2 protein-coding genes are annotated in these 22,962 nt (G+C 75.7%); both read left to right on the top strand.

Annotated elements, in window-relative coordinates:
• Positions 1 to 17,116: SDR family NAD(P)-dependent oxidoreductase (locus tag RM779_RS32840; protein ID WP_394813448.1), on the top strand; the 17,116-nt coding region annotated here is incomplete at its 5' end.
• Positions 17,106 to 22,962: type I polyketide synthase (locus RM779_RS32835; protein WP_311621456.1), on the top strand; the 5,857-nt coding region annotated here is incomplete at its 3' end. The genes RM779_RS32840 and RM779_RS32835, both read left to right, overlap by 11 nt.

Genomic DNA, 22,962 nt, shown 5'->3' with positions numbered 1-22,962 from the left:
GGAGCGGTTTTTGGTGTCGGTGTCGGAGGCGTGGGTGCATGGGGTGGGGGTGGAGTGGGCGCGGGTGTTTGAGGGTGCGCGGCGGGTGGATGTGCCGACGTATCCGTTCCAGCGCCGCCGTTACTGGCTTACCGCGGACAGCGCCGTGGCGGGGGCGGCGCGACTGGGGCTCGGCGAGGCGGCACATCCACTGCTGGGTGCGGGCGTGGAGCTGGGCGGCAGCGAGGGCTACTTGTTCACCGGCAGTCTGTCCCTGGCCTCGCATGCCTGGCTGGCCGACCACGCGGTGAACGGTGTGGTGCTGCTGCCGGGGACGGCGATGCTGGAGCTGGCCGTTCACGCGGGGGATCAGGTCGGGTGCGGCACGGTGGAGGAGCTGACGCTCGAAGCGCCGCTGCTGCTACCAGAGTTGGGCGACGTCCGTATTCAGGTCACCGTGTCCGCGCCCGAGGCGGACGGGCGGCGTGCCGTCGCCCTCCATTCGCAGCCCGCGGACGGGGCCGCCTGGACGCGGAACGCCACCGGATTCGTCACGGCTGCCCCCGACGCGCCCGCCCCCACCGCGCCCGCGCCGTGGCCGCCGCCCGGTGCGGAGCGCCTCGCGGCTGACGCCGTCTACGGCCACCTGGCCGCGGGCGGCTTCCGGTACGGTCCGGCGTTCCAGGGGTTGACGGCCGTCTGGCGCGGTGGTGACGGCGCGTTGTTCGCCGAGGTCACGCTGCCCGAGGAGGCCGCGGCGCACGGCACGGACGACTTCGCGCTGCACCCCGCCCTGCTGGACGCCGCGCTGCACGCACTCGCGCACGACGTGCTGGTCGGCGCGGACGGCGCGTGCCGCCTGCCGTTCGTCTGGCACGGCTTCACCCTGCACGCGGCCGGCGCGACCACGCTGCGCGTGGCCCTGCGCCTCGCGGACAGCGGCGACGTGTCCCTCACGGCGCACGACCAGCACGGCAGACCGGTCGCCGAGGTCGCGGCCCTGCGGCTGCGCGCCACCGCGGGCCCGCTGCGCCAGGACACCGCCGCAGGCGGCGGCCTGTACCGCCTGGTCTGGACGCCGCTGCCCGCCGCCGAAGGGCCGGCGGAGCAAGTGACGACCGTGCGCGTCGACTTCGGGGCGCCGCACACCCCCGCGGACGACGTGCCCGTTGCGGTGCACGCGCTGACCTGTAGCGCCCTGGCGACCGTGCAGGACTGGCTGGCCAAGCCGGAGAACGAGACCCGGCGGCTGGCCGTGGTGACCCGCGGTGCCGTGGCCGCCGGTCCTGACGAGGCCGTGACCGACCCGGTGGCGGCGGCCGTGTGGGGCCTGGTGCGCTCCGCGGCGACCGAGCACCCCGGGCGGTTCACGCTGATCGACGCCGACGGGGACGGCAACCCGCTGGCGGACGAACGGGTCGCCGCGGCCGTCGCCGCGGGCGAGCCGCAGCTCGCCGTGCGCGCGGGCACGGTCTGCGTGCCGCGGCTCGAAGCCGCCGCGCGGCCGCGGGCGGACGGGCTGCCGCCGTTCGCCGCCGATGGCACGGTGCTGATCACCGGCGGCTCGGGGACGCTGGGCCGCCTCGTCGCCCGGCATCTGGTGACGGAGCGCGGCATCCGCGATCTGCTGCTCGTCTCGCGCCGCGGGGCCGACGCACCCGGCGCCGCCGAACTCGACGCGCAGCTGGGCGCCTTCGGGGCCCGCGTGGAGCACGCGGCCTGCGATGTCGCCGACCGGGACGCCCTGGCCGCGCTGCTCGCGGGCCGTCGGCTGTCCGCCGTCGTGCACGCCGCGGGCGCCCTCGATGACGGTGTGGTGGAAACCCTCACGGCCGAGCAGGTGGTGCGGGTCCTGGCGCCGAAGGCGGACGCGGCGTGGCACCTGCACCAACTGACGCGGGATCAGGAACTGTCGGCCTTCGTGTTGTTCTCGTCCGTCATCGGCACGACGGGCGGTGCCGGGCAGGGCAACTATGCGGCGGCGAACGCGTTTCTCGACGCGCTTGCGCTGCACCGCAGGGCGCAGGGGCTGCCCGCGGTGTCGCTGGCGTGGGGTCTGTGGGCCGAACGCAGCGGCATGACCGGCGGCATGAGCGGCACCGACGTGGCGCGGATGGCCAGGGGCGGCCTCGTTCCGCTCGACTCGGCCACCGGCCTGGCTCTGTTCGACGCGGGCGCCGCCCTCGGCGAGCCGTTCGCCGTCGCCGCGGCGCTGCGTCCCACCGTGCCCGCGGGCGAGGACGTGCCCGCGGTGTTCGCCGGGCTGGTGCGGGCCGCCGCCCCGCGCCGTCCGCGGCTCACCGCGCCCGCCGACCGCGGCGGCACCGGCCTTGCGGCCTCGCTGACCGGGCTGTCCGCCGACGAGCAGCGGGCGGCGCTGATCGAGCTGGTGCGCGCCCAGGCGGCGAACGTGCTGCGCCGCGGCACGGCCGCGTCGGTCGACCCGTCGCGCGCGTTCAAGGAGCTGGGCTTCGACTCGCTGATCGGTCTGGAACTGCGGAACCGTCTGAACGCCGCGACCGGCCTGCGCCTGCCCGCGACCGCCGTCTTCGACTACCCGACACCGGAGGTCCTGGCCGACTACCTGCGCACCCGTGTTCTCGACCTCGCCCCGGAACAGCCGCCGGCGGCCGTGGTGGTGCCGGTGGCCGGGGCGGATGATCCGGTGGTGATCGTGGGGATGGCGTGCCGGTATCCGGGTGGGGTGGATTCGCCGGAGGATTTGTGGCGGTTGGTGGCCGGGGGCGAAGACGCGGTGGGGGTGTTTCCCGGGGACCGGGGTTGGGATCTTGCGGGTTTGTACGACCCTGATCCGGAGCGGGTGGGGACGTCGTATGCGCGGGAGGGCGGTTTTCTGCGCGGTGCGGCGGAGTTCGACGCGGGATTCTTCGGCATCAGCCCGCGTGAAGCCCTCGCCATGGACCCGCAGCAGCGGTTGCTGCTGGAGACGTCGTGGGAGGCGTTCGAACGGGCGGGCATCGACCCGTCGTCGGTGCGGGGCAGCGCCACCGGCGTCTTCGCGGGTGTCATGTATCACGACTACGCCGCCCGGTTCCCGGCCGCGCCCGAGGGCTTCGAGGGCCACCTGCTGACCGGCAACACCGGAAGCGTCGCCTCCGGTCGCATCGCCTACACCTTCGGCCTCGAAGGCCCCGCGGTGACGGTCGACACGGCCTGCTCCTCCTCGCTGGTCGCCCTGCACTGGGCCGCGCAGTCGCTGCGCAGCGGCGAGTGCAGCATGGCGCTCGCGGGCGGTGTCACCGTCATGGCCACGCCGAACACCTTCGTCGAGTTCAGCCGCCAGCGCGGGCTGTCCCCCGACGGCCGGTGCAAGCCGTTCGCCGAAGCCGCCGACGGCACCGGCTGGGCGGAAGGTGTCGGCATGCTGCTGCTTGAGCGGCTGTCCGACGCGCGGCGCAACGGGCACCAGGTGCTTGCCGTCGTCCGCGGCACCGCGGTGAACCAGGACGGGGCCAGCAACGGGCTGACCGCGCCGAACGGTCCCGCGCAGCAGCGGGTGATCCGCGCCGCACTGGCCAACGCGGGTCTGTCCGCGGCCGATGTCGACGCGGTGGAGGCGCACGGCACGGGGACGACGCTGGGTGATCCGATCGAGGCGCAGGCGGTCATCGCCACCTACGGTCAGGACCGTGACCCCGAACGGCCTTTGTGGCTCGGCTCGTTGAAGTCGAATATCGGGCACAGCCAAGCCGCGTCCGGCGTCGCGGGCGTCATCAAGATGGTGCAGGCCATGCGGCACGGCGTGCTGCCCAGAACGCTCCACATCGACCGGCCGTCCTCCCACGTCGACTGGGACGCGGGCGCCGTGCGGCTGCTGACCGAGGAGATGGCCTGGCCGGAGACCGGGCGCGCGCGGCGGGCCGCCGTCTCCTCCTTCGGCATCAGCGGCACCAACGCCCACGCCGTTCTCGAACTCCCCGCCGACACGCCCGCCGCACCCGAACGGGACACACCGCCCGCTGCCGCGTCCGCCGCCCCGTGGGTGCTGTCGGCGCGTTCCGCCGAGGCGCTGCGCGCCCAGGCCGCGCGGCTCGCCGCCCACCTCGCCGCCCACCCCGGACTGCACCCCGCGGACGTCGGCCACGCCCTGGCCACCACGCGCGCCACGTTCGAGCACCGTGCCGTGGCGCTGACCGGCGCCGACGCGCTGCCCGCCCTCGCCGCAGCGGACGAGCCGGGCGCCGCGGGCGACCCGGGGCCCGGCGCCGTGCGGGGCACCGCGATCGACGGCGGCAAGGTCGTCTTCGTCTTCCCGGGGCAGGGCTCGCAGTGGGCCGGTATGGCCCTTGAACTGGCCGAGCAGTCACCCGTGTTCGCCGACTCCCTGCGCGCGTGCGCGGACGCGCTCGCCCCCCACGTCGACTGGTCCCTGCCCGACGTGCTCGCCGAGCCGGGCGCGCCCCTGCTCGATCGCGTCGATGTCGTCCAGCCCGCGCTGTTCGCCGTCATGGTGTCCCTCGCCGCGCTGTGGCGCTCCCACGGCGTGGAGCCGGCCGCCGTCGTCGGCCACAGCCAGGGCGAGATCGCCGCGGCCTGCGTCGCGGGCATCCTCACCCTCCAGGACGCCGCCGCCGTGGTGGCGCTGCGCAGCAAGGCGCTGCGCGCCCTGTCCGGGCTCGGCGGCATGGTGTCCGTCGCCGTCCCCGAGGAGCGGGCGCTGCGGCTGATCGCCCGGTGGGACGGCAGGCTCGCTGTCGCGACGGTCAACGGGCCAGGGTCGGTCGTCGTCTCCGGCGAACTGGACGCGCTGGACGCGCTTCTCGCCGCCTGCGAGGCGGACGGCGTGCGCGCCCGGCGCATCGCCGTCGACTACGCGTCCCACTCGCCGCAGGTCGAGACGCTCCGCGCGGACATCCTCGCCGCGCTCGCGGACATCCGGCCCCGCCGGTCCGCCGTCCCGTTCCACTCCACCGTCACCGGCGCGCCCGTCGAAGGGCCGGAGCTGGACGCCGGCTACTGGTTCCGCAACCTGCGCGGCACCGTCCGTTTCGGCGACACCGTCGCCGCGCTCCTCGACCGCGGCGACACGCTGTTCGTCGAGGTCAGCCCGCACCCGGTGCTGACCGTCGGCATGGCCGAGTCCGCCGACCTGGCCCCGGACCGCCGGGCCGCCGTGCTGGCGACGCTGCGGCGCGGCGAGGGCGGCCTCGACCGATTCGCGGCGGCGCTCGCCGAGGCGTGGGTGCACGGCGCCCCCGTGAACTGGGCCGCGCAGCACGCCGCCGCGGGCGCGGCCCGCGCGGAGCTGCCGACCTACGCGTTCCAGCGGGAACGCTACTGGCTCGACGCGCCCCCGCCGGCCGCGGCCCGTTCCGGGGCGGACTCCTGGCACTACCGCATCGGCTGGATACCGCTCCCCGACGCCCGACCCGACGCCCGACCCGACGTCCGACCCGACGCCCTGCCAGGGCGCTGGCTCGTCGTCGCGCCCGCGAGCCGCGCCGGAGACCCGCACGTCGCCGGCGCGGCGGCGGCCCTCGCGGAACGCGGCGCGGACGCCGTGCTCGTCACCGTGCCGTCCGGCGCCGGGCGGGAGGCGCTGGCCGCGCAGCTGCGCGAGGCCGCCGCGGAACCGGCCGCCGGCGTGCTGTCGCTGCTCGCGCTCGACGAAGGGCCGCACCCGGAGCACCCGGCGGCGCCCGCCGGGCTCGCCGCGACCTTCGCGCTCGTCCAGGCGCTCGGCGACGCGGGCGTGACGGCCCCGCTGTGGCTGGCGACCCGCGGCGCCGTCTCCGCGGACCCCGGCGAAGCACCCGGCAGCGCCGTGCAGTCCCTCGTGTGGGGCCTCGGCCGCGTCGTCGCGCTGGAGCACGCCGACCGCTGGGGCGGCCTGGTCGACCTGCCGCCCGAGTTCGACGCCGCCGCGGGCGCCCGGCTGACCGCCGCGCTCGCCGGGGTGCGCACCGCCGACGCCAAGCCCACCGACGCCCCCGAGGACCAGCTCGCGCTGCGCGCCGTCGGCACGTTCGTCCGCAGGCTCGTGCACGCCCCCGCCCGCGCCGTGCCGGAGGACCGCCGCTGGCGCCCGCGGGGCACCGCCCTCATCACCGGCGGCACCGGCGCGCTCGGCGCGCACGTCGCCCGCTGGCTGGCCCGCAACGGGGCCGAGCACCTGCTGCTGCTGTCCCGCAGCGGCGGCGAGGCGCCGGGCGCGGACGCGCTCACCGCCGAACTCACCGCTCTCGGCGCCCGCGTGACGATCACGGCCTGCGACGCCGCGGACCGCGACGCGCTGGCCGCCGTCATCGCCGCGATCCCCGCCGAGCACCCGCTGACCGCCGTGATCCACACGGCGGCCGTCCTCGACGACGGCGTCGTCGACACCATCCGCCCGGCGCAGATCGAACGGGCCCTGCTCCCGAAGGCCGTCGCCGCGGTCAACCTGCACGAGCTGACCCGGCGGTTGCCGCTGGACGCGTTCGTGCTGTTCTCCTCCATCGCCGGCACCCTTGGCGTCCCCGGCCAGGGCAACTACGCCCCTGGCAACGCGTTCCTCGACGCCCTGGCCCAGGCCAGGCATGCCGCCGGGCTACCGGCCACCTCCATCGCCTGGGGCGCGTGGGCCGACGGCGGCATGGCCACCCAGGACGACGTCGCCGACCTGCTGCGGCGGCACGGCCTGCCCGGCATGGCGCCGGAGCGGGCCCTCGCGGCGCTGCGGGACGCCGTCGACGCGGGCGACCCGTGCGTGTCGGTCGTGGAGATCGACTGGGAACGCTTCTTCCTCGCGTTCACCGCCTCCCGCACCCGGCCGCTGCTGCACGACATACCCGAGGTCAGAGCCATCCGCGCGGCCAACTCCCGCAGGGAGCAGGCCGAGCCGGGCGGCAACGCGCTCGCCCGCCGCCTCGCGGAGGCCACGGAGCACGAACGCGGGCGGCTCGTCCTCGACCTGGTCCGCGGCCACGTCGCGGCCGTCCTCGGGCACGAGGGCGCCGAAGCCGTCGCGGCCGGACGGGCGTTCAAGGACCTCGGCTTCGACTCCCTGACCGGCGTCGAGATACGCAACCGCCTCAACGGCGCGACCGGCCTGCGGCTGCCCGCGACGGCCGTCTACGACTACCCAACGCCCGCGGCGCTCGCCGCCTACCTCCGCGCCGAACTCCTCGACGGCGCCGAGGAACCCGGCGCCTCCCCGGCCGCCGCGGGCCCCGCGGCCGCCACCGCGGGGGCGGCCGAGGACCCCGTCGTCATCGTCGCCATGAGCTGCCGTTTCCCCGGCGGCGCGAACAGCCCGGAACAGCTGTGGCAGCTGGTCAGCTCGGGCACCGACGCGATGACGCCGTTCCCCGAGGACCGCGGCTGGCACCTCGACGGCCTGTTCGACCAGGACCCGGACGTGCCCGGCACCTCCTACGTGCGGGAGGGCGCGTTCCTCGACGGCGTCGCCGACTTCGACGCCGACTTCTTCGGCATCAGCCCGCGCGAGGCACTGGCCATGGACCCGCAGCAGCGCCTGATGCTGGAACTCACCTGGGAGCTGTTCGAACGCGCGGGCATCGACCCCGGCACGCTCCGTGGCAGCCGCACCGCCGTCTACGCGGGCACCAACGGGCAGGACTACCCGGCGCTGCTGGCCGAGGCCGCGCAGGGCGGGCGCGTCGACGGCGCGCACGTCGCGGAGGGCTACCGCTCCACGGGCGCCGCGGCCAGCGTCATGTCCGGGCGCATCTCCTACGCGTTCGGCTTCGAGGGCCCGGCCGTCACCGTCGACACCGCCTGCTCCTCCGCGCTGGTCGCGCTGCACCTGGCCGCGCAGGCGCTGCGCGGCGGCGAGTGCGATCTGGCGCTCGCCGGCGCGGTCACCCTCATGTCGACGCCCGACCTGTTCGTCGAGTTCAGCAGGCAGCGCGGCCTCGCGGCCGACGGCCGGTGCAAGCCGTTCGCCGCCGCGGCGGACGGCACCGGCTGGGGCGAGGGCGCCGGAATCCTGCTGCTCGAACGTCTTTCGGACGCGCGGCGCAACGGGCACGAAGTGCTCGCCGTCGTCCGCGGCTCCGCCGTCAACCAGGACGGCGCGAGCAACGGGCTGACCGCGCCCAACGGGCCGTCCCAGCAGCGCTGCATCACCGCGGCCCTGACCGGGGCGGGCCTCGCCGCCGCCGACATCGACGCCGTCGAGGCGCACGGCACCGGGACCCGGCTCGGCGACCCCATCGAGGCGCAGGCCCTGCTGGCGACCTACGGCCGGGACCGCGATCCCGGACGGCCGCTGTGGCTGGGCTCGGTGAAGTCCAACATCGGCCACACCCAGGCCGCCGCGGGCGTCGCGGGCGTCATCAAGATGGTCGAGGCGATGCGGCACGGCGAACTGCCGCGCTCCCTGCACCTCGACGCGCCGAGCCCGCACGTCGACTGGTCCTCGGGCGCCGTGCGCCCGCTGGCCGAGGCCGTGCCGTGGGAGGCCGTGCCGGACCGGCCGCGCCGCTTCGGCGTCTCGTCGTTCGGCATCAGCGGCACCAACGCGCACGCCGTCATCGAGCAGGCGCCGCCCGCCCCGGCTCTCGCTTCGGAGGAGCCCGCCCACCACGCCGGGCCGGCCACCGGAACGTTCCGCCTGTCCGCGCGGAACGAGGCCGCGCTGCGCGCCCAGGCCCGCAGCCTGCACACGTTCCTCGGCACCGGCACCGGCACCGGCACCGACACCGGCACGGGCACCGGCACCGGCACCGGCGCGGGGGAGGAGCCGCGCGGCGACGCCGACCTGGCGTTCACGCTGGCCACCGCCCGCGCCGCGCTGCCCGCCCGCGCCGTCGTCACCGCGGGCGGCCGGGACGACCTGCTGCGCGGCCTCGACGCGCTCGCCGCGGGGCGGCCCGCCGCCCACGTCGTCACCGGCACGGCCGCGGCCGATACCGCCGTGGCGTTCCTCTTCACGGGGCAGGGCAGCCAGCGGCCCGGCATGGGCACCGAACTCGCCGCCGCCCACCCGGCGTTCGCCGCCGCGTTCGACGAGGTGTGCGCGGCGTTCGCCCCGCACCTGGACCGCCCGCTGCGCGCGGCCGTCGCCGACGCGGCCCTGCTCGACCGCACCGAGTACGCGCAGCCCGCGCTGTTCGCCCTCGAAGTGGCCCTCTTCCGGCTGCTGGAGAGCTGGGGCCTGGCCCCGCAGTTCCTCGCCGGCCACTCCATCGGCGAACTCGCCGCCGCCCACGCCGCCGGGGTGCTCGCACTGCCCGACGCCGCGGCCCTCGTCGCCGCCCGCGGGCGCCTGATGCAGGCCCAGCGCGCCGACGGCGCGATGATCGCCGTCGAGGCGGGACCCGAGGAGATCACGCCGCTCCTCGCCGGACACGAGGACCGGGTGGCCATCGCCGCCGTCAACGGGCCCGCGTCCTCGGTGCTTTCCGGGGACGCCGGTCTCGTCGAGGAACTGGCGGGGCACTGGCACGCCGCCGGCCGCAGGACCAAGCGGCTGCGGACCTCCCACGCCTTCCACTCCCCGCACCTGGACGGCATGCTCGACGCCTACCGGCAGGTCGCCGAGTCCCTGCACTACGCCCCGCCGCGCATCCCCGTCGTCTCCACCGTCACCGGGCGGCCCCTGACGGCGGACGAGGCCCGCTCGCCCGCCTACTGGACCGGGCAGGTGCGCGCCACCGTCCGGTTCGCCGACGCCGTCGCCGCGCTGCACGCCGAGGGCGCCACCGCCTTCGTCGAACTCGGCCCCGATGCCGTCCTGTCCGGCGCCGTGCCCGACTGCCTGCCGCAGGACCGCGCCGGGCTGCCGTCCGTTCCGCTGCTCCGCGCCGACCGGCCCGAGCCGCGGGCCCTGGCCGCCGCGCTGGCGCGCCTGCACGTCCACGGCATCGAGGCCGACCCGCACGCCCTGTTCGCCGGGACCGGCGCCCGGCGCCGCCCGCTGCCCACCTACGCGTTCCAGCGCAAGCGGTACTGGCCCACTGCACCCGCCGCGCCCGCCGGTCCCGGCGCGGAAGCCGAGCCGTGGCGGCAGTGGCGCTACCGCGAGAGCTGGCTGCCGCTCGACGCCCCCGGCGGCCCCGTCGCCCGCGGCGGCCTGGCCGGCACCACCTGGCTCGCCCTGCTGCCCGCCGCCGCCTCCGCCGCGCCGCACGCCGCGACGGCCGACGCCTGCCTGGAACGGCTCGCCGCCGACGGTGCCCGCGTCCTGACCATCGCCGTCGACGACTCCGACACCCGCGACACGCTGGCCGCCCGGCTGCGGGCCGAAACCGGGCAAGGGCCCGTCACCGGCGTCCTGTCGCTCCTCGCGTTCGACGAACGCCCGCACCCCGACCGGCCCGAGGTGCCCGCCGGGCTCGCACACACCCTGGCCGCCGTGCAGGCCCTGGGCGACGCGGACTGCGCCGCGCCGCTGTGGCTCGTGACGCGGCACGCCGTCACCACCGGGCCCGACGACGCGCCGCCCAGCGCGGAAGCGGCCATGACCTGGGGCCTCGGCCGCGTCGTCGGCCTCGAACACCCCGACCGGTGGGGCGGGTTGATCGACCTGCCGGACGATGACCCCGACGGGGCGGGCCCCGCGCTGCTCGCCGCGGTCCTGGCCGGTCTGCCGGGAGACGCCCGCGACGAGGACCAACTGGCGGTGCGCGGCGGCACCCTGCACGCCAGGCGCCTGGCGCACGCCCCCGTCACCGGCCCCGCCACCCCCTGGCAGCCACGCGGCACCGTCCTCATCACCGGCGGCACCGGCGCGCTCGGCGCGCACGTCGCGCGCCGCCTCGCCCGCAACGGCGCCCCGCACCTCGTGCTCACCAGCCGCCGCGGCATCGCCGCCCCCGGCGCCGCCGAACTGGGCGACGAACTGACCGCCCTCGGCACGCAGGTCACCATCGCCGCCTGCGACCTGGCGGACCGTTCCGCCGTCGCCGCGCTGCTCGCCGAGCATCCGCCGTCCGCCGTCGTGCACGCGGCGGGCGTCAACGCGGGCGGCCCGCTGCCGGAGACGGACTCCGCGGCGCTGTCCTGGGCCGCGGCGGCCAAGGCCACGGGCGCCCGCCACCTCGACGAACTGCTCGGCGACACCCCGCTGGACGCCTTCGTGCTCTTCTCCTCCGTCGCGGGCGTGTGGGGCAGCGGCGGCCAGGGCGCCTACGCCGCCGCCAACGCGCACCTCGACGCGCTCGCCGCCCGCCGCAGGGCCCGCGGCCTGACGGCCACGGCCGTCGCCTGGGGCCCGTGGGCGGGCGGTGGGATGGCGCACGGCGATGCCGTGGCCAGGCTGCGACAGCGCGGCGTTCCCGCGCTCGACCCGCAGGCCGCGGTCACCGCGCTCGAAGCGGTCCTCGCCGACGGCGGGGGCGACGCGGCCGTCGCGGACGTGCGCTGGGAGCTGTTCGCCCCCGCGTTCACCGCCGCCCGCGCCCGCCCGCTCATCGGCGGACTGCCGCAGGTCCGCGCCGCCCTCGACCCCGCCCCCGCCGCGGCGGGCGGCGAGCAGGGCGCGGCCACGCCGGGCGGACGCCTCGCCGCGCTGCCCCCCGCGGACCGTGACCACGCCCTGCTCGATCTGGTCACCGAACACGTCGCGGCCGTGCTCGAACACGATTCGGCCGCCGGTATCGCCGCCGACCGGGCGTTCAAGGATCTCGGCTTCGACTCGCTGACGGCCGTCGAACTGCGCAACCGGCTCACCGCCGAGACCGGCCTGCGCCTGCCGACGACGCTCGTCTTCGACCACCCCACGCCCGCCGCGCTGACCGCACACCTGCGGGAGCAGGTCTTCGGCGCCCCGGCGGCGGACCCGGCAGCGGCCCCGGCCGGGAAGCGGGGCGCGGCGGGCAGTGGTGCGGGCGCCGCGGACGAGCCGATCGCGATCGTCGCGATGAGCTGCCGCTACCCGGGCGGGGTCGCCTCCCCCGAGGACCTGTGGCGGCTGGTCGCCGAGGGCGGCGACGCCGTCACGGAGTTCCCCACGGACCGCGGCTGGGACCTCGCGGCCCTGTACGACCCGGACCCGGAACGTTCCGGCACCTCCTACGTGCGGCACGGCGGATTCCTGCACGACGCCACCGAGTTCGACCCCGGCGTGTTCGGGATCAGCCCGCGCGAGGCCCTCGCCATGGACCCGCAGCAGCGGCTGCTGCTCGAAGCGTCCTGGGAGACGTTCGAACGCGCCGGACTCGACGCCAGGGGCCTGCGCGGCCGTTCCGTCGGCGTGTTCGTCGGGGCCTCGCCCCAGGGCTACGGCGCTCGGCTCGACGGGGCCTCGGCGCCCCGTGAGATCGAGGGCTACCGGCTGACCGGCGGCGCCACCAGCGTGTTCTCCGGCCGCATCGCCTACAGCTTCGGCCTCGAAGGGCCCGCCGTGACCGTCGACACGGCCTGTTCCTCCTCGCTGGTCGCGCTGCACCTCGCGGCGCAGTCCCTGCGGCTCGGCGAGTGCGCCATGGCGCTCGCGGGCGGCGTCGCGGTCATGGCGACCCCGGAGGTGTTCACCGAATTCAGCAGGCAGCGCGGCCTCGCGGCCGACGGCCGGTGCAAGCCGTTCGCCGAAGGGGCGGACGGCACCGGCTGGGCCGAGGGCGTCGGCGTGCTGCTGCTCGAGCGTCTTTCGGACGCGCGGCGCAACGGGCACGAGGTGCTTGCCGTGGTCCGCGGTTCGGCCGTCAACCAGGACGGGGCGAGCAACGGGCTGACCGCGCCCAGCGGTCCGGCGCAGCAGCGGGTGATCCGCGCGGCGCTGGCCAACGCGGGTCTGTCCGCGGCCGAGGTGGACGCGGTGGAGGCGCACGGTACGGGGACGACGCTGGGTGATCCGATCGAGGCGCAGGCGCTCATTGCCACCTACGGTCAGGAGCGTTCGGCTGAACGGCCGTTGTGGCTGGGTTCGTTGAAGTCGAATATCGGGCACAGTCAGGCGGCGGCCGGGGTCGGTGGCGTCATCAAGACCGTTATGGCGATGCGGCACGGGGTGCTGCCCAGGACCCTGCACGTGGACCGGCCGTCCTCCCACGTGGAGTGGGACGCCGGCGCCGTGCGGCTGCTGACCGAGGAGACCGCCTGGCCGGAGACCGGACGGCCGCGCCGCGCCGGGGTGTCCGCGTTCGGCATGAGCGGCACCAACGCCCACGCCGTCCTCGAACTCCCGGCTGCCGAACCGGCCGTGACCGGCGAAGCGCACGACGCGGCGCCGCTGCCCGTCGTGCCGCTCGTCGTGCCGCTCGTCGTGTCGGCCGCCGACGAGGCCGCCCTCGCCGTCCAGACGGAACGAGTCCGCGCGGTCGCGGCATCCGCGGCATCCGCGGCCCGCCTGAAGGACATTGGCCTGTCCCTGGCCGTCGGCCGCACCGCCCTGGAGCACCGGGCCGTGCTGCTCGCCGACGGCAGGCCCGACCCGTCCGTCGTCACCGGCAGCGTCCAGCCGGGTGCGGATCGCGTCGTGTTCGTCTTCCCCGGTCAGGGGTCGCAGTGGGTGGGTATGGCGGTTGATCTGTTGGATGTGGTGCCGGAGTTCGCGGTGCGGATGGGGGAGTGTGAGGAGGCGCTTGCGCCGTTTGTGGAGTGGTCGTTGGGTGAGGTGTTGCGGGATGTGTCGGGTGGTTGGTTGGAGCGGGTTGATGTGGTGCAGCCGGTGTTGTGGGCGGTGATGGTGTCGTTGGCTGAGGTGTGGCGGGTGCATGGTGTGGTGCCGTCTGCGGTGGTGGGTCATTCGCAGGGGGAGATTGCGGCGGCGGTGGTGGCGGGTGGTTTGTCGCTGGAGGATGGTGCGCGGGTGGTGGCGTTGCGTAGTCGTGCGTTGTTGGGGTTGTCGGGGCGGGGTGGGATGGTGTCGGTTGGGGAGTCGGTGGGGGATGTGGTGGTGCGGGTTGCGGGTTGGGGGGAGCGGATTTCGGTGGCGGCGGTCAATGGGCCGCGGGCGACGGTGGTGTCGGGTGATCCGGAGGCTTTGGCGGAGTTGCTCGCGGTGTGCGAGGCGGAGGGGGTGCGGGCCCGCCGCGTCCCCGTCGACTACGCATCCCACTCCGCGCACGTCGACCAGCTGGCCGACCGCATCCTGGCCGACCTCGCGCCCATCACGCCCCGCGCGCCGGCCGTCCCGTTCCACTCCACCGTCACCGGCACCCGCATCGGCACCGCGGCGCTCGACGCGCGGTACTGGTTCGACAACCTGCGCGGCACCGTCCAGTTCGCGCCCGTCACCCGGGACTTGGCCGAGCAGGGCTTCGGCACGTTCATCGAGATCAGCGCGCACCCCGTGCTCACCATGGCCATCGAGGACGCCACCGCGGTCGGCACCCTCCGCCGGGACGACGGCGGCCTCGGCCGCTTCCTCGCCTCCCTCGCCGAGGCGTGGGCCGCGGGCGTCCCGGTCGACTGGGCACGGCTGTTCGCCGGCGCCCGGCGGGTCGACCTGCCGACCTACCCGTTCCAGCGCCGCCGCTACTGGCTCGACGCGGCACCCGCGGCCACCCGCGACGTCGCCTCGGCCGGACTCGCCGCCGAGGCGCACCCGCTGCTCGGCGCCGGGCTGCCGCTCGCGGGCAGCGACGGCCATGTGTTCACCGGGCGGCTGTCCCTCGCGGCCCAGCCGTGGCTCGCCGACCACATGGTGCACGACGTGGTCGTCCTGCCGGGCACGGCCGTGGTCGAGCTCGCCCTCCACGCCGCCGCGCGCACCGGCTGCGGCGGCGTCGAGGATCTGACGCTCGAAGCGCCGCTGACCGTGCCGGAGGACGGCGAGACGCAGGTGCAACTGGCCGTCGGCGGCCCCGACGCCGCCGGGCGGCGCCCCGTCACCCTGTACGGGCGGGTCGCGGACGACCAGCCCTGGGCCCGGCACGCCGCGGGCACCCTGGCCGCGGACGCGGCACCCGCCGCGTTCACGCTCGCGGCCTGGCCGCCCGCGGACGCCACCCCCGTGGACGTCACAGAACTCCAGGCCAGGCTGGCCAAGACGGGCCTGGACTACGGCCCGGCGTTCCGCGGCCTGCGGGCCGCCTGGTCGGCCGGGGCGGAGGCCGCGCCCGAGGTGTTCGCCGAGGTCGCCCTCCCCGAGGCGGCGGGCGGCGGCTTCGGCATCCATCCGGCGCTGTTCGACGCGGCCGTGCAGGCCATCGGCGCCGGCCGGCTCGTCGCGGAATCCGACGCGGCGCGGCTGCCGTTCGCCTGGTCAGGCGTCACCCTGCACGCGTCGGCCGGGGCCACGCTGCGCGTGCGGCTGGCGCCCGCCCTGGACGCCGCGGGCGCCCAGGAGGGTGTGACGCTGCACGTCGCGGACGGCGCGGGCGCGCCCGTGGCGACCGTCGCCTCCCTCGCTCTGCGCCCGCTGGTCGCCGCGCAGCTCCGCCGCCCCGGCGGACAGGACGACGGCCTTTACCGCGTCGAGTGGACCCCGCTGGCGACCGGCGCGGCGACCGGTGCCGTGGACGCCGAACCGGACGCGGAGCCGGTGGTGTTCGCCGACCTCGGCAGCGACCCCGCCGACCCGCGCGGCCCCGCACGCGGCGCCCACGTCCTCACGGCCCACACCCTCACCCTGGTGCGGGACTGGCTGGCCGACGAACGGTCCGCGACGGCGCGCCTCGCCGTGGTGACCAGCGGCGCCGTCGCCGTCCGGCAGGGCGAGCCGGTCACCGACCTGCCCGCCGCCGCGGCCCGCGGCCTGATCCGTTCCGCCCAGGCCGAGCACCCCGACCGTTTCGTCCTCGCCGACATCGACGACGACCCGGCCTCCCGCGCCGCGCTGCCCGCCGCCGTGGCGGCGGCCGTCGCCGCGGGCGAGCCGCAACTGGCCGTGCGCCGCGGCGCGGTCACCGTGCCGCGCCTGGTCCGCGCCCCCGCCGCGCCGGGAGCCGCCCCGCGGGCCGCGGGGGCGGGCACCGTCCTCATCGTGGGCGGCACCGGCACCCTGGGCAGGCTTCTGGCCCGCCACCTGGTGGCCGAACACGGCGTGCGGCACCTGCTGCTCGTCAGCAGGCGCGGCCCCGACGCGCCCGGCGCGGCCGAACTGGAAACCCAGCTCGCCGCGTTCGGCGCCGAGGTGCGGTTCGCGGCCTGCGACGCCGCCAATCGCGAGGCGCTCGGCGCCGTCATCGCCGCGATCCCCGCCGAACACCCGTTGACCGCGGTCGTCCACTCCGGCGGGCTCCTGGACGACGGCGTGGTGCATAACCTGACCACGCGTCAACTGGCGCGCGTGCTGCGGGCCAAGGCCGACGTCGCCACTCATCTGCACGACCTCACCGCGGGGCATGACCTGTCGGCGTTCGTGCTGTTCTCCGCCGCGGCCGCCACGTTCGGCCGCCAGGGGCAGGGCAACTACGCCGCCGCCAACGCCTATCTCGACGCGCTAGCCGCCCACCGCCGCGCCACCGGCCTGCCCGCCACGTCGATCGCCTGGGGCCTGTGGGAGCAGGCCAGCGACATGACGGGGCACCTCGGCGGGGACGCCCGTTCCCGCATCGCCGCCGCTGGCATGCAGCCGCTCGACGCGGCCGAGGGACTCGCGCTGTATGATGCCGCGCTGCGTGGTGGCGAGGCGGTCGTGACCGCCGCCAGGCTCGACCCCGACGCGCTGCGCGGCGACGACGTCGCGCCGCTGCTGCGCGGGCTGGTCCGCCCGGCGGCCGCGCCTGCCCCGGGCGCCGCGCCTGCCCCGGGCGCCGCGGGGGAGGAACTGCGGCGGCGTCTTGACCCGATGGGCGACGAGGACCGCGAACGGGCCCTGCTCGACCTGGTCCGCACCCACGTCGCCGAGGTACTCGGCCACGGCTCGCTCAACGCGGTGCCGCCGCAGCGGGGCTTCCTGGAGGCCGGGTTCGACTCGCTGACCGCGGTCGAGCTGCGCAACCGGCTCGCCCGCGCCCTGGGCAGGCGGCTGCCCGCGGTGCTCGTCTTCGACCACCCGAACCCGCTGCGGCTGGCCCGTCACCTGCGGGCACTGCTGTGGCCGGACGGCGACCGGCCCGCACCCCAGCCCCAGCCCCAGCCGCAGCCGGAGGTGACGGACCAGGCACCTGTGCCGGAACCGACACAGGAACCGGAAGCGGAACCGGCAGCCGAACCGGCCGGCGACGTTGACGCCCTGCTCAAGGACGCCACGGCCGACGAAGTCTTCGCATTCATCGACGCGCAGTTCAACGAAGCGCAGCCCACCGATCAGCAGAAGGGCGGACCACGGGGTGACGACTGAGGAGAAGCTGCTCGACTACCTCAAGTTGGTGACGGCTGATCTTCACAAGACGCGCCAGCGCCTGAAGGAGGTCGAGGAGCGCACGCCGGAGCCCATCGCCATCGTCGCGATGAGCTGCCGCTACCCCGGCGGCGTGCGATCCCCCGAGGACCTGTGGCGCCTGGTCGCCGAAGGCGGCGACGCCATCACGGAGTTCCCCGCCGACCGCGGCTGGGACCTGGACGCCCTCTACCACGAGGAGCGCGGCCGGCCCGGCACGTCCTACGTGCGGCACGGCGGATTCCTGCACGACGCCGCCGAGTTCGACCCCGGCTTCTTCGGCATCAGCCCGCGCGAAGCCCTCGCCATGGACCCGCAGCAGCGGCTGCTGCTCGAAACGTCGTGGGAAGCGATCGAACGCGCCGGGATCAACCCGCAGTCGCTCGCCGGCACCCGCACCGGCGTCTTCGCCGGCGTCATGTACCACGACTACGCCTCCCGCATGCCCACCGCGCCCGAGGGCCTGGAGGGGTACTTCTACAACGGCAGCGCGGGCAGCGTCGCCTCCGGCCGCATCGCCTACGCGCTCGGCCTCGAAGGCCCCGCCGTCACCGTCGACACCGCCTGCTCCTCCTCGCTCGTCGCCCTCCACCTGGCCTGCCACGCGCTGCGCGAGAGCGACTGCACCATGGCGCTCGCGGCCGGCGCCACCGTGTTGGCCAGCCCCAACCTGTATGTCGAGTCGAGCCGTCAGCAGGCACTCGCCGCGGACGGCCGCTGCAAGGCGTTCGCCGACGCGGCCGACGGCGCCGGATTCTCCGAGGGTGTCGGCGTGCTGCTGCTTGAGCGTCTTTCGGACGCGCGGCGCAACGGGCACCCCGTCCTCGCCGTCGTCCGCGGCTCCGCCGTCAACCAGGACGGGGCGAGCAGCGGCCTGACCGCGCCGAACGGCCCCGCACAGGAACGCGTCATCCGCGCCGCGCTGGCCAACGCCGGGCTGACGACCGCCGACATCGACGGCGTCGAGGCGCACGGTACGGGGACGACGCTGGGTGATCCGATCGAGGCGCAGGCGCTCATTGCCACCTACGGTCAGGAGCGTTCGGCTGAACGGCCGTTGTGGCTGGGTTCGTTGAAGTCGAATATCGGGCACAGTCAGGCGGCGGCCGGGGTCGGTGGCGTCATCAAGACCGTTATGGCGATGCGGCACGGGGTGCTGCCCAGGACCCTGCACGTGGACCGGCCGTCCTCCCACGTGGAGTGGGACGCCGGCGCCGTGCGGCTGCTCACCGAGGCCGTGCCGTGGCCCGAGACCGGCAGGCCCCGCCGTGCCGGAGTCTCCTCGTTCGGCGCCAGCGGCACCAACGCCCACGCCATCATCGAACAGCCGGAGGAGCCGGCGCCGCGGCCCGCGGCGGACGGCGCGGACGGCGCGGATGGCGAACGCCCCACCGTGCTCGTCCTGCACGGCGCCGAGCCCGCCGCCGTCGGGGCCCAGGCGGCCGCGCTGCTCGACCACCTGGAGGACGAACCCGCCCTGCCGCTCGGCGGCGTCGCCCACGCCCTCGTCACCACCCGCGCCACCCTCGACCACCGCGCCGCCGTCGTCGCCCGCGACCGGGCCACCGCCCTCGACGGCCTTGCCGCGCTCGCCGACGGCAGGCCCGACCCGTCCGCCGTCACCGGCCGCGCCCTGCCCGGCGCCGACCGGCCGGTCCTGGTGTTCCCCGGTCAGGGGTCGCAGTGGGTGGGTATGGCGGTTGATCTGTTGGATGTGGTGCCGGAGTTCGCGGTGCGGATGGGGGAGTGTGAGGAGGCGCTTGCGCCGTTTGTGGAGTGGTCGTTGGGTGAGGTGTTGCGGGATGTGTCGGGTGGTTGGTTGGAGCGGGTTGATGTGGTGCAGCCGGTGTTGTGGGCGGTGATGGTGTCGTTGGCTGAGGTGTGGCGGGTGCATGGTGTGGTGCCGTCTGCGGTGGTGGGTCATTCGCAGGGGGAGATTGCGGCGGCGGTGGTGGCGGGTGGTTTGTCGCTGGAGGATGGTGCGCGGGTGGTGGCGTTGCGTAGTCGTGCGTTGTTGGGGTTGTCGGGGCGGGGTGGGATGGTGTCGGTTGGGGAGTCGGTGGGGGATGTGGTGGTGCGGGTTGCGGGTTGGGGGGAGCGGATTTCGGTGGCGGCGGTCAATGGGCCGCGGGCGACGGTGGTGTCGGGTGATCCGGAGGCTTTGGCGGAGTTGCTCGCGGTGTGCGAGGCGGAGGGGGTGCGGGCCCGCCGCGTCCCCGTCGACTACGCATCCCACGGCCCGCAGGTCGAATCCATACGCGACGAACTGCTCACCGCACTGGCGGAGATCACCCCCCGCCAGGCAACCGTTCCGTTCTTCTCCACCGTCACCGCCGAGCCGGTCGACACCGGCGGCCTCGACGCCGCCTACTGGTACACCAACCTGCGCGAAACCGTCCGCTTCGAGGACACGACCCGGGCCCTGCTCGCCGCGGGCCATGGCCTCTTCGTCGAGGTCAGCGCGCATCCCGTGCTCACCGCCGCCATCGAGGACAGCATCCAGGCCGCCGCCGAGGACACCGACACCGAGGCCGCCGCCGTCGGCACCCTGCGCAAGGACGAGAACGGGCCGCTGCGCTTCCTCACCTCCCTGGCCGAAGCACACGCCCACGGGGCCCGCGTCGACTGGACCGCCCACGCCGCACCGGCCGCCGCCGGCGCCACGGGACCGGCCGTTCCGCTGCCCACCTACGCCTTCCAGCGCCGCCGCTACTGGCTCGACGCCCCCGCGGGCACCGCAAGCGCCGCGGGACTCGGCCTCAGCAACGCGGAACACCCGCTGCTGGGCGCGCTCGTGGCCCTCGCCGACGCGGACGGCGTCCTGTTCACCGGCCAGATCTCGCTGCGTGCCCAGCCGTGGCTCGCCGGCCACGCCGTGCGCGGCGACGTTCTCCTGCCCGGCACCGCCCTGCTCGAACTCGCGGTCCAGGCCGGCGACCAGGTCGGCTGCGGCACCGTGGAGGAGCTGACGCTCGAAGCGCCGCTCGTTCTGCCCGAGCGCGGCGACGTGCAACTCCAGCTCGTCGTGGACGAGCCCGGCGCCGACGGCCGGCGCGCCCTGCGGCTGTACGCGCGCCCCGACGCCACGGCGCCCTGGACCCGCCACGCCGAAGGCATCGTCGCCCCCGGCGCGGAAGCCCCCGCGTCCGGCCTGGCGGCGGCCTGGCCCCCGGCCGACGCGGAACCGCTCCCCGTCGACGGCCTGTACGAGCAGCTCGCCGCCCGCGGCTTCGCCTACGATGGCGCATTCCGCGGGCTGCGCGCCGCCTGGCACCGCGCCGCGCGCCCGGATGGCGAACCGGCCGAACTGTACGCCGAGGTCGCCCTGCCCGAGACCGCGAGAGCCGACGCCGAACACTACGGACTCCACCCGGCGCTCCTCGATGCCGCACTCCACCCCCTGGCCTTGGTGGACGGCTCGGAGGCGGACGGCGGGCGGCTGCCGTTCTCCTGGTCGGGTGTCACCCTGCACGCGGTCGGCGCCGCGGCGCTCCGTGTCCGCCTGCGCCTCCTCGGCACCGGCCAGGTCGCCGTGACCGTCGCCGACGCCGCCGGTGAACTCGTCGCCGACATCGACGGCCTCGCCCTTCGCCCGCCCGCCGGGGCACCGGCCGACGCGGCCGGCCCCGCCCTGCGCCCCGTCGTGTGGCTGCCGTTGACGGCACCGGTGGACGCGGCGGGCCCGGTTGAGGGAGCCGATGTTCTGCGGCTTGTTGGTGGGGATGGGCTTGGGTCGGTGTATGAGGTGGTGGGGCGTGTGTTGGGCTGGGTGCGTGGGGTGTTGGCGGGTGGGGGTAGTGGTGTGGTGGTGACGTGTGGTGCGGTGGGTGTGGGTGGGGGTGATGTGGTGTGTGATCCGGGTGGTGCTGGGGTGTGGGGGTTGGTGCGGTCGGTTCAGGTGGAGCATCCGGGGCGGTTGGTGTTGCTGGATGTGGGTGCGGGTGGGGATTCGGGTGTGGGGGATGGGGTGGTGGCTGCGGCGGTGGCGTCGGGTGAGCCTCAGCTTGCGTTGCGCGACGGCCAGTTCTTCGTACCCCGGCTGGGCGACCCCGCGCCCCCCGTCCCGCGGCCCGCGCCGCTCCCCGCCGATGGTGCGGTGGTGATCACGGGTGGTACGGGGATGTTGGGTATGGCGGTGGCGCGGCATGTGGTGGGGGTGCATGGGGTGCGGCAGGTGGTGTTGGTGTCGCGTAGTGGTGAGGGTGCGGTGGGTGTGGGGGAGTTGGTGGCGGAGTTGGCGGGTGTGGGTGCGGAGGTGCGGGTGGTGGCGGGCGATGTGGCTGATCGTGGTGTGGTGGAGGAGGTGTTCGCCGGGCTCGACCGCCCGCTGAGCGCCGTCGTCCACGCCACCGGCGTCCTCGCCGACGGCATCGTCGACAACCTCACCGAGGACACCCTTGCCCGTGTGTTGCGGTCGAAGGTGGATGGTGCGTGGCATGTGCATGAGGTGTTGGGTGGGTTGGGGTGGCGGGTGCCGTTGGTGTTGTGTTCTTCTGCGGCTGGGGTGTTGGGGTCGGGTGGGCAGGGGGCGTATGCGGCGGCGAACGCTGTGTTGGATGGTTTGGCGCAGGTGCGGGGTGGGGCGGGGTTGCCGGGTGTGTCGTTGGCGTGGGGTTTGTGGGAGCAGCGCAGTGCGATGACGGGTGGTCTTGGCGAGGCCGACCTCGCCCGCATGGCCCGCGGCGGCCTGCAACCGCTCACCACCGCGGAAGGACTCGCACTCCTCGACCAGGCCCTCGACGGCCTGGAGCCCGAGCAGGGCCGCGCCACCCTGCTCGCCGCACGCCTCGCCCCAGGCGCGGCAGCGCAGGACCTACCCGCGCTGCTGCGCCACCGCGCCCCGGCCCACGCCACCCGCCGCAGGCGCCGCCGCGCGGCCGACGCACCCGCCGCGGACCCGCTGCGGCAGCGGCTCGCCGCCCTTGCCGAGCCCGAACAGCGCCACGCCGTGCTGACCCTCGTCCGCGAGAACGTGGCGGCCGTCCTGGGCCACGCCTCCCCGGACACCGTCGCGGCCGGGCGCCCGTTCAAGGACCTCGGCTTCGATTCGCTGACGGCCGTCGAACTGCGCAACCGCCTCAACACGGCCACCGGCCTGCGCCTGCCCGCCACCCTGGTCTTCGACCACCCCACCCCGGAGGCGCTCGCGGGCCTCATACGCACCCGCGTCCTCGACCTGGCCCCCGCACAGCCGCAAACCCTCGCCGGTGGCGGCGGTGCGGATGAGCCGGTGGCGATTGTGGGAATGGCGTGCCGGTATCCGGGCGGGGTGGAATCGCCGGAGGATCTGTGGCGGCTGGTGGTGGATGGCGGGGACGCGGTCGGTGATTTCCCCGGTGACCGGGGCTGGGACCTCGCGGGGATATACGACCCCGATCCGGAGCGGGTGGGGACGTCGTATACGCGGCGGGGCGGATTCTTGCCAGGGGCGGGGGATTTCGACGCGGAGTTGTTCGGGATTTCGCCGCGTGAGGCGTTGGCGATGGACCCGCAGCAGCGGTTGTTGCTGGAGACGTCGTGGGAGGTGTTCGAGCGGGCGGGGCTCGATCCGCTCGGGATGCGCGGCAAGGACGTCGGTGTCTTCGCGGGCGTCATGTACCACGACTACGGCAGCCGCCTGCACAGCGTGCCGGAAGATGTCGAGGGCTACCTCGCCACCGGTGCGTCCAGCAGCGTCATCTCCGGCCGGATCGCGTACAGCTTCGGGCTTGAGGGCCCGGCGTTGACGGTGGACACGGCGTGTTCCTCGTCGCTGGTGGCGCTGCATCTGGCGGCGCAGTCGCTGCGGAACGGCGAGTGCTCGATGG

Origin of the sequence: Streptomyces johnsoniae (assembly GCF_031845565.1) — a bacterium.
In the GTDB taxonomy this organism is placed as follows: Bacteria; Actinomycetota; Actinomycetes; order Streptomycetales; family Streptomycetaceae; genus Streptomyces; species Streptomyces johnsoniae.
This window is presented reverse-complemented; position numbering and strand designations above follow the sequence as displayed.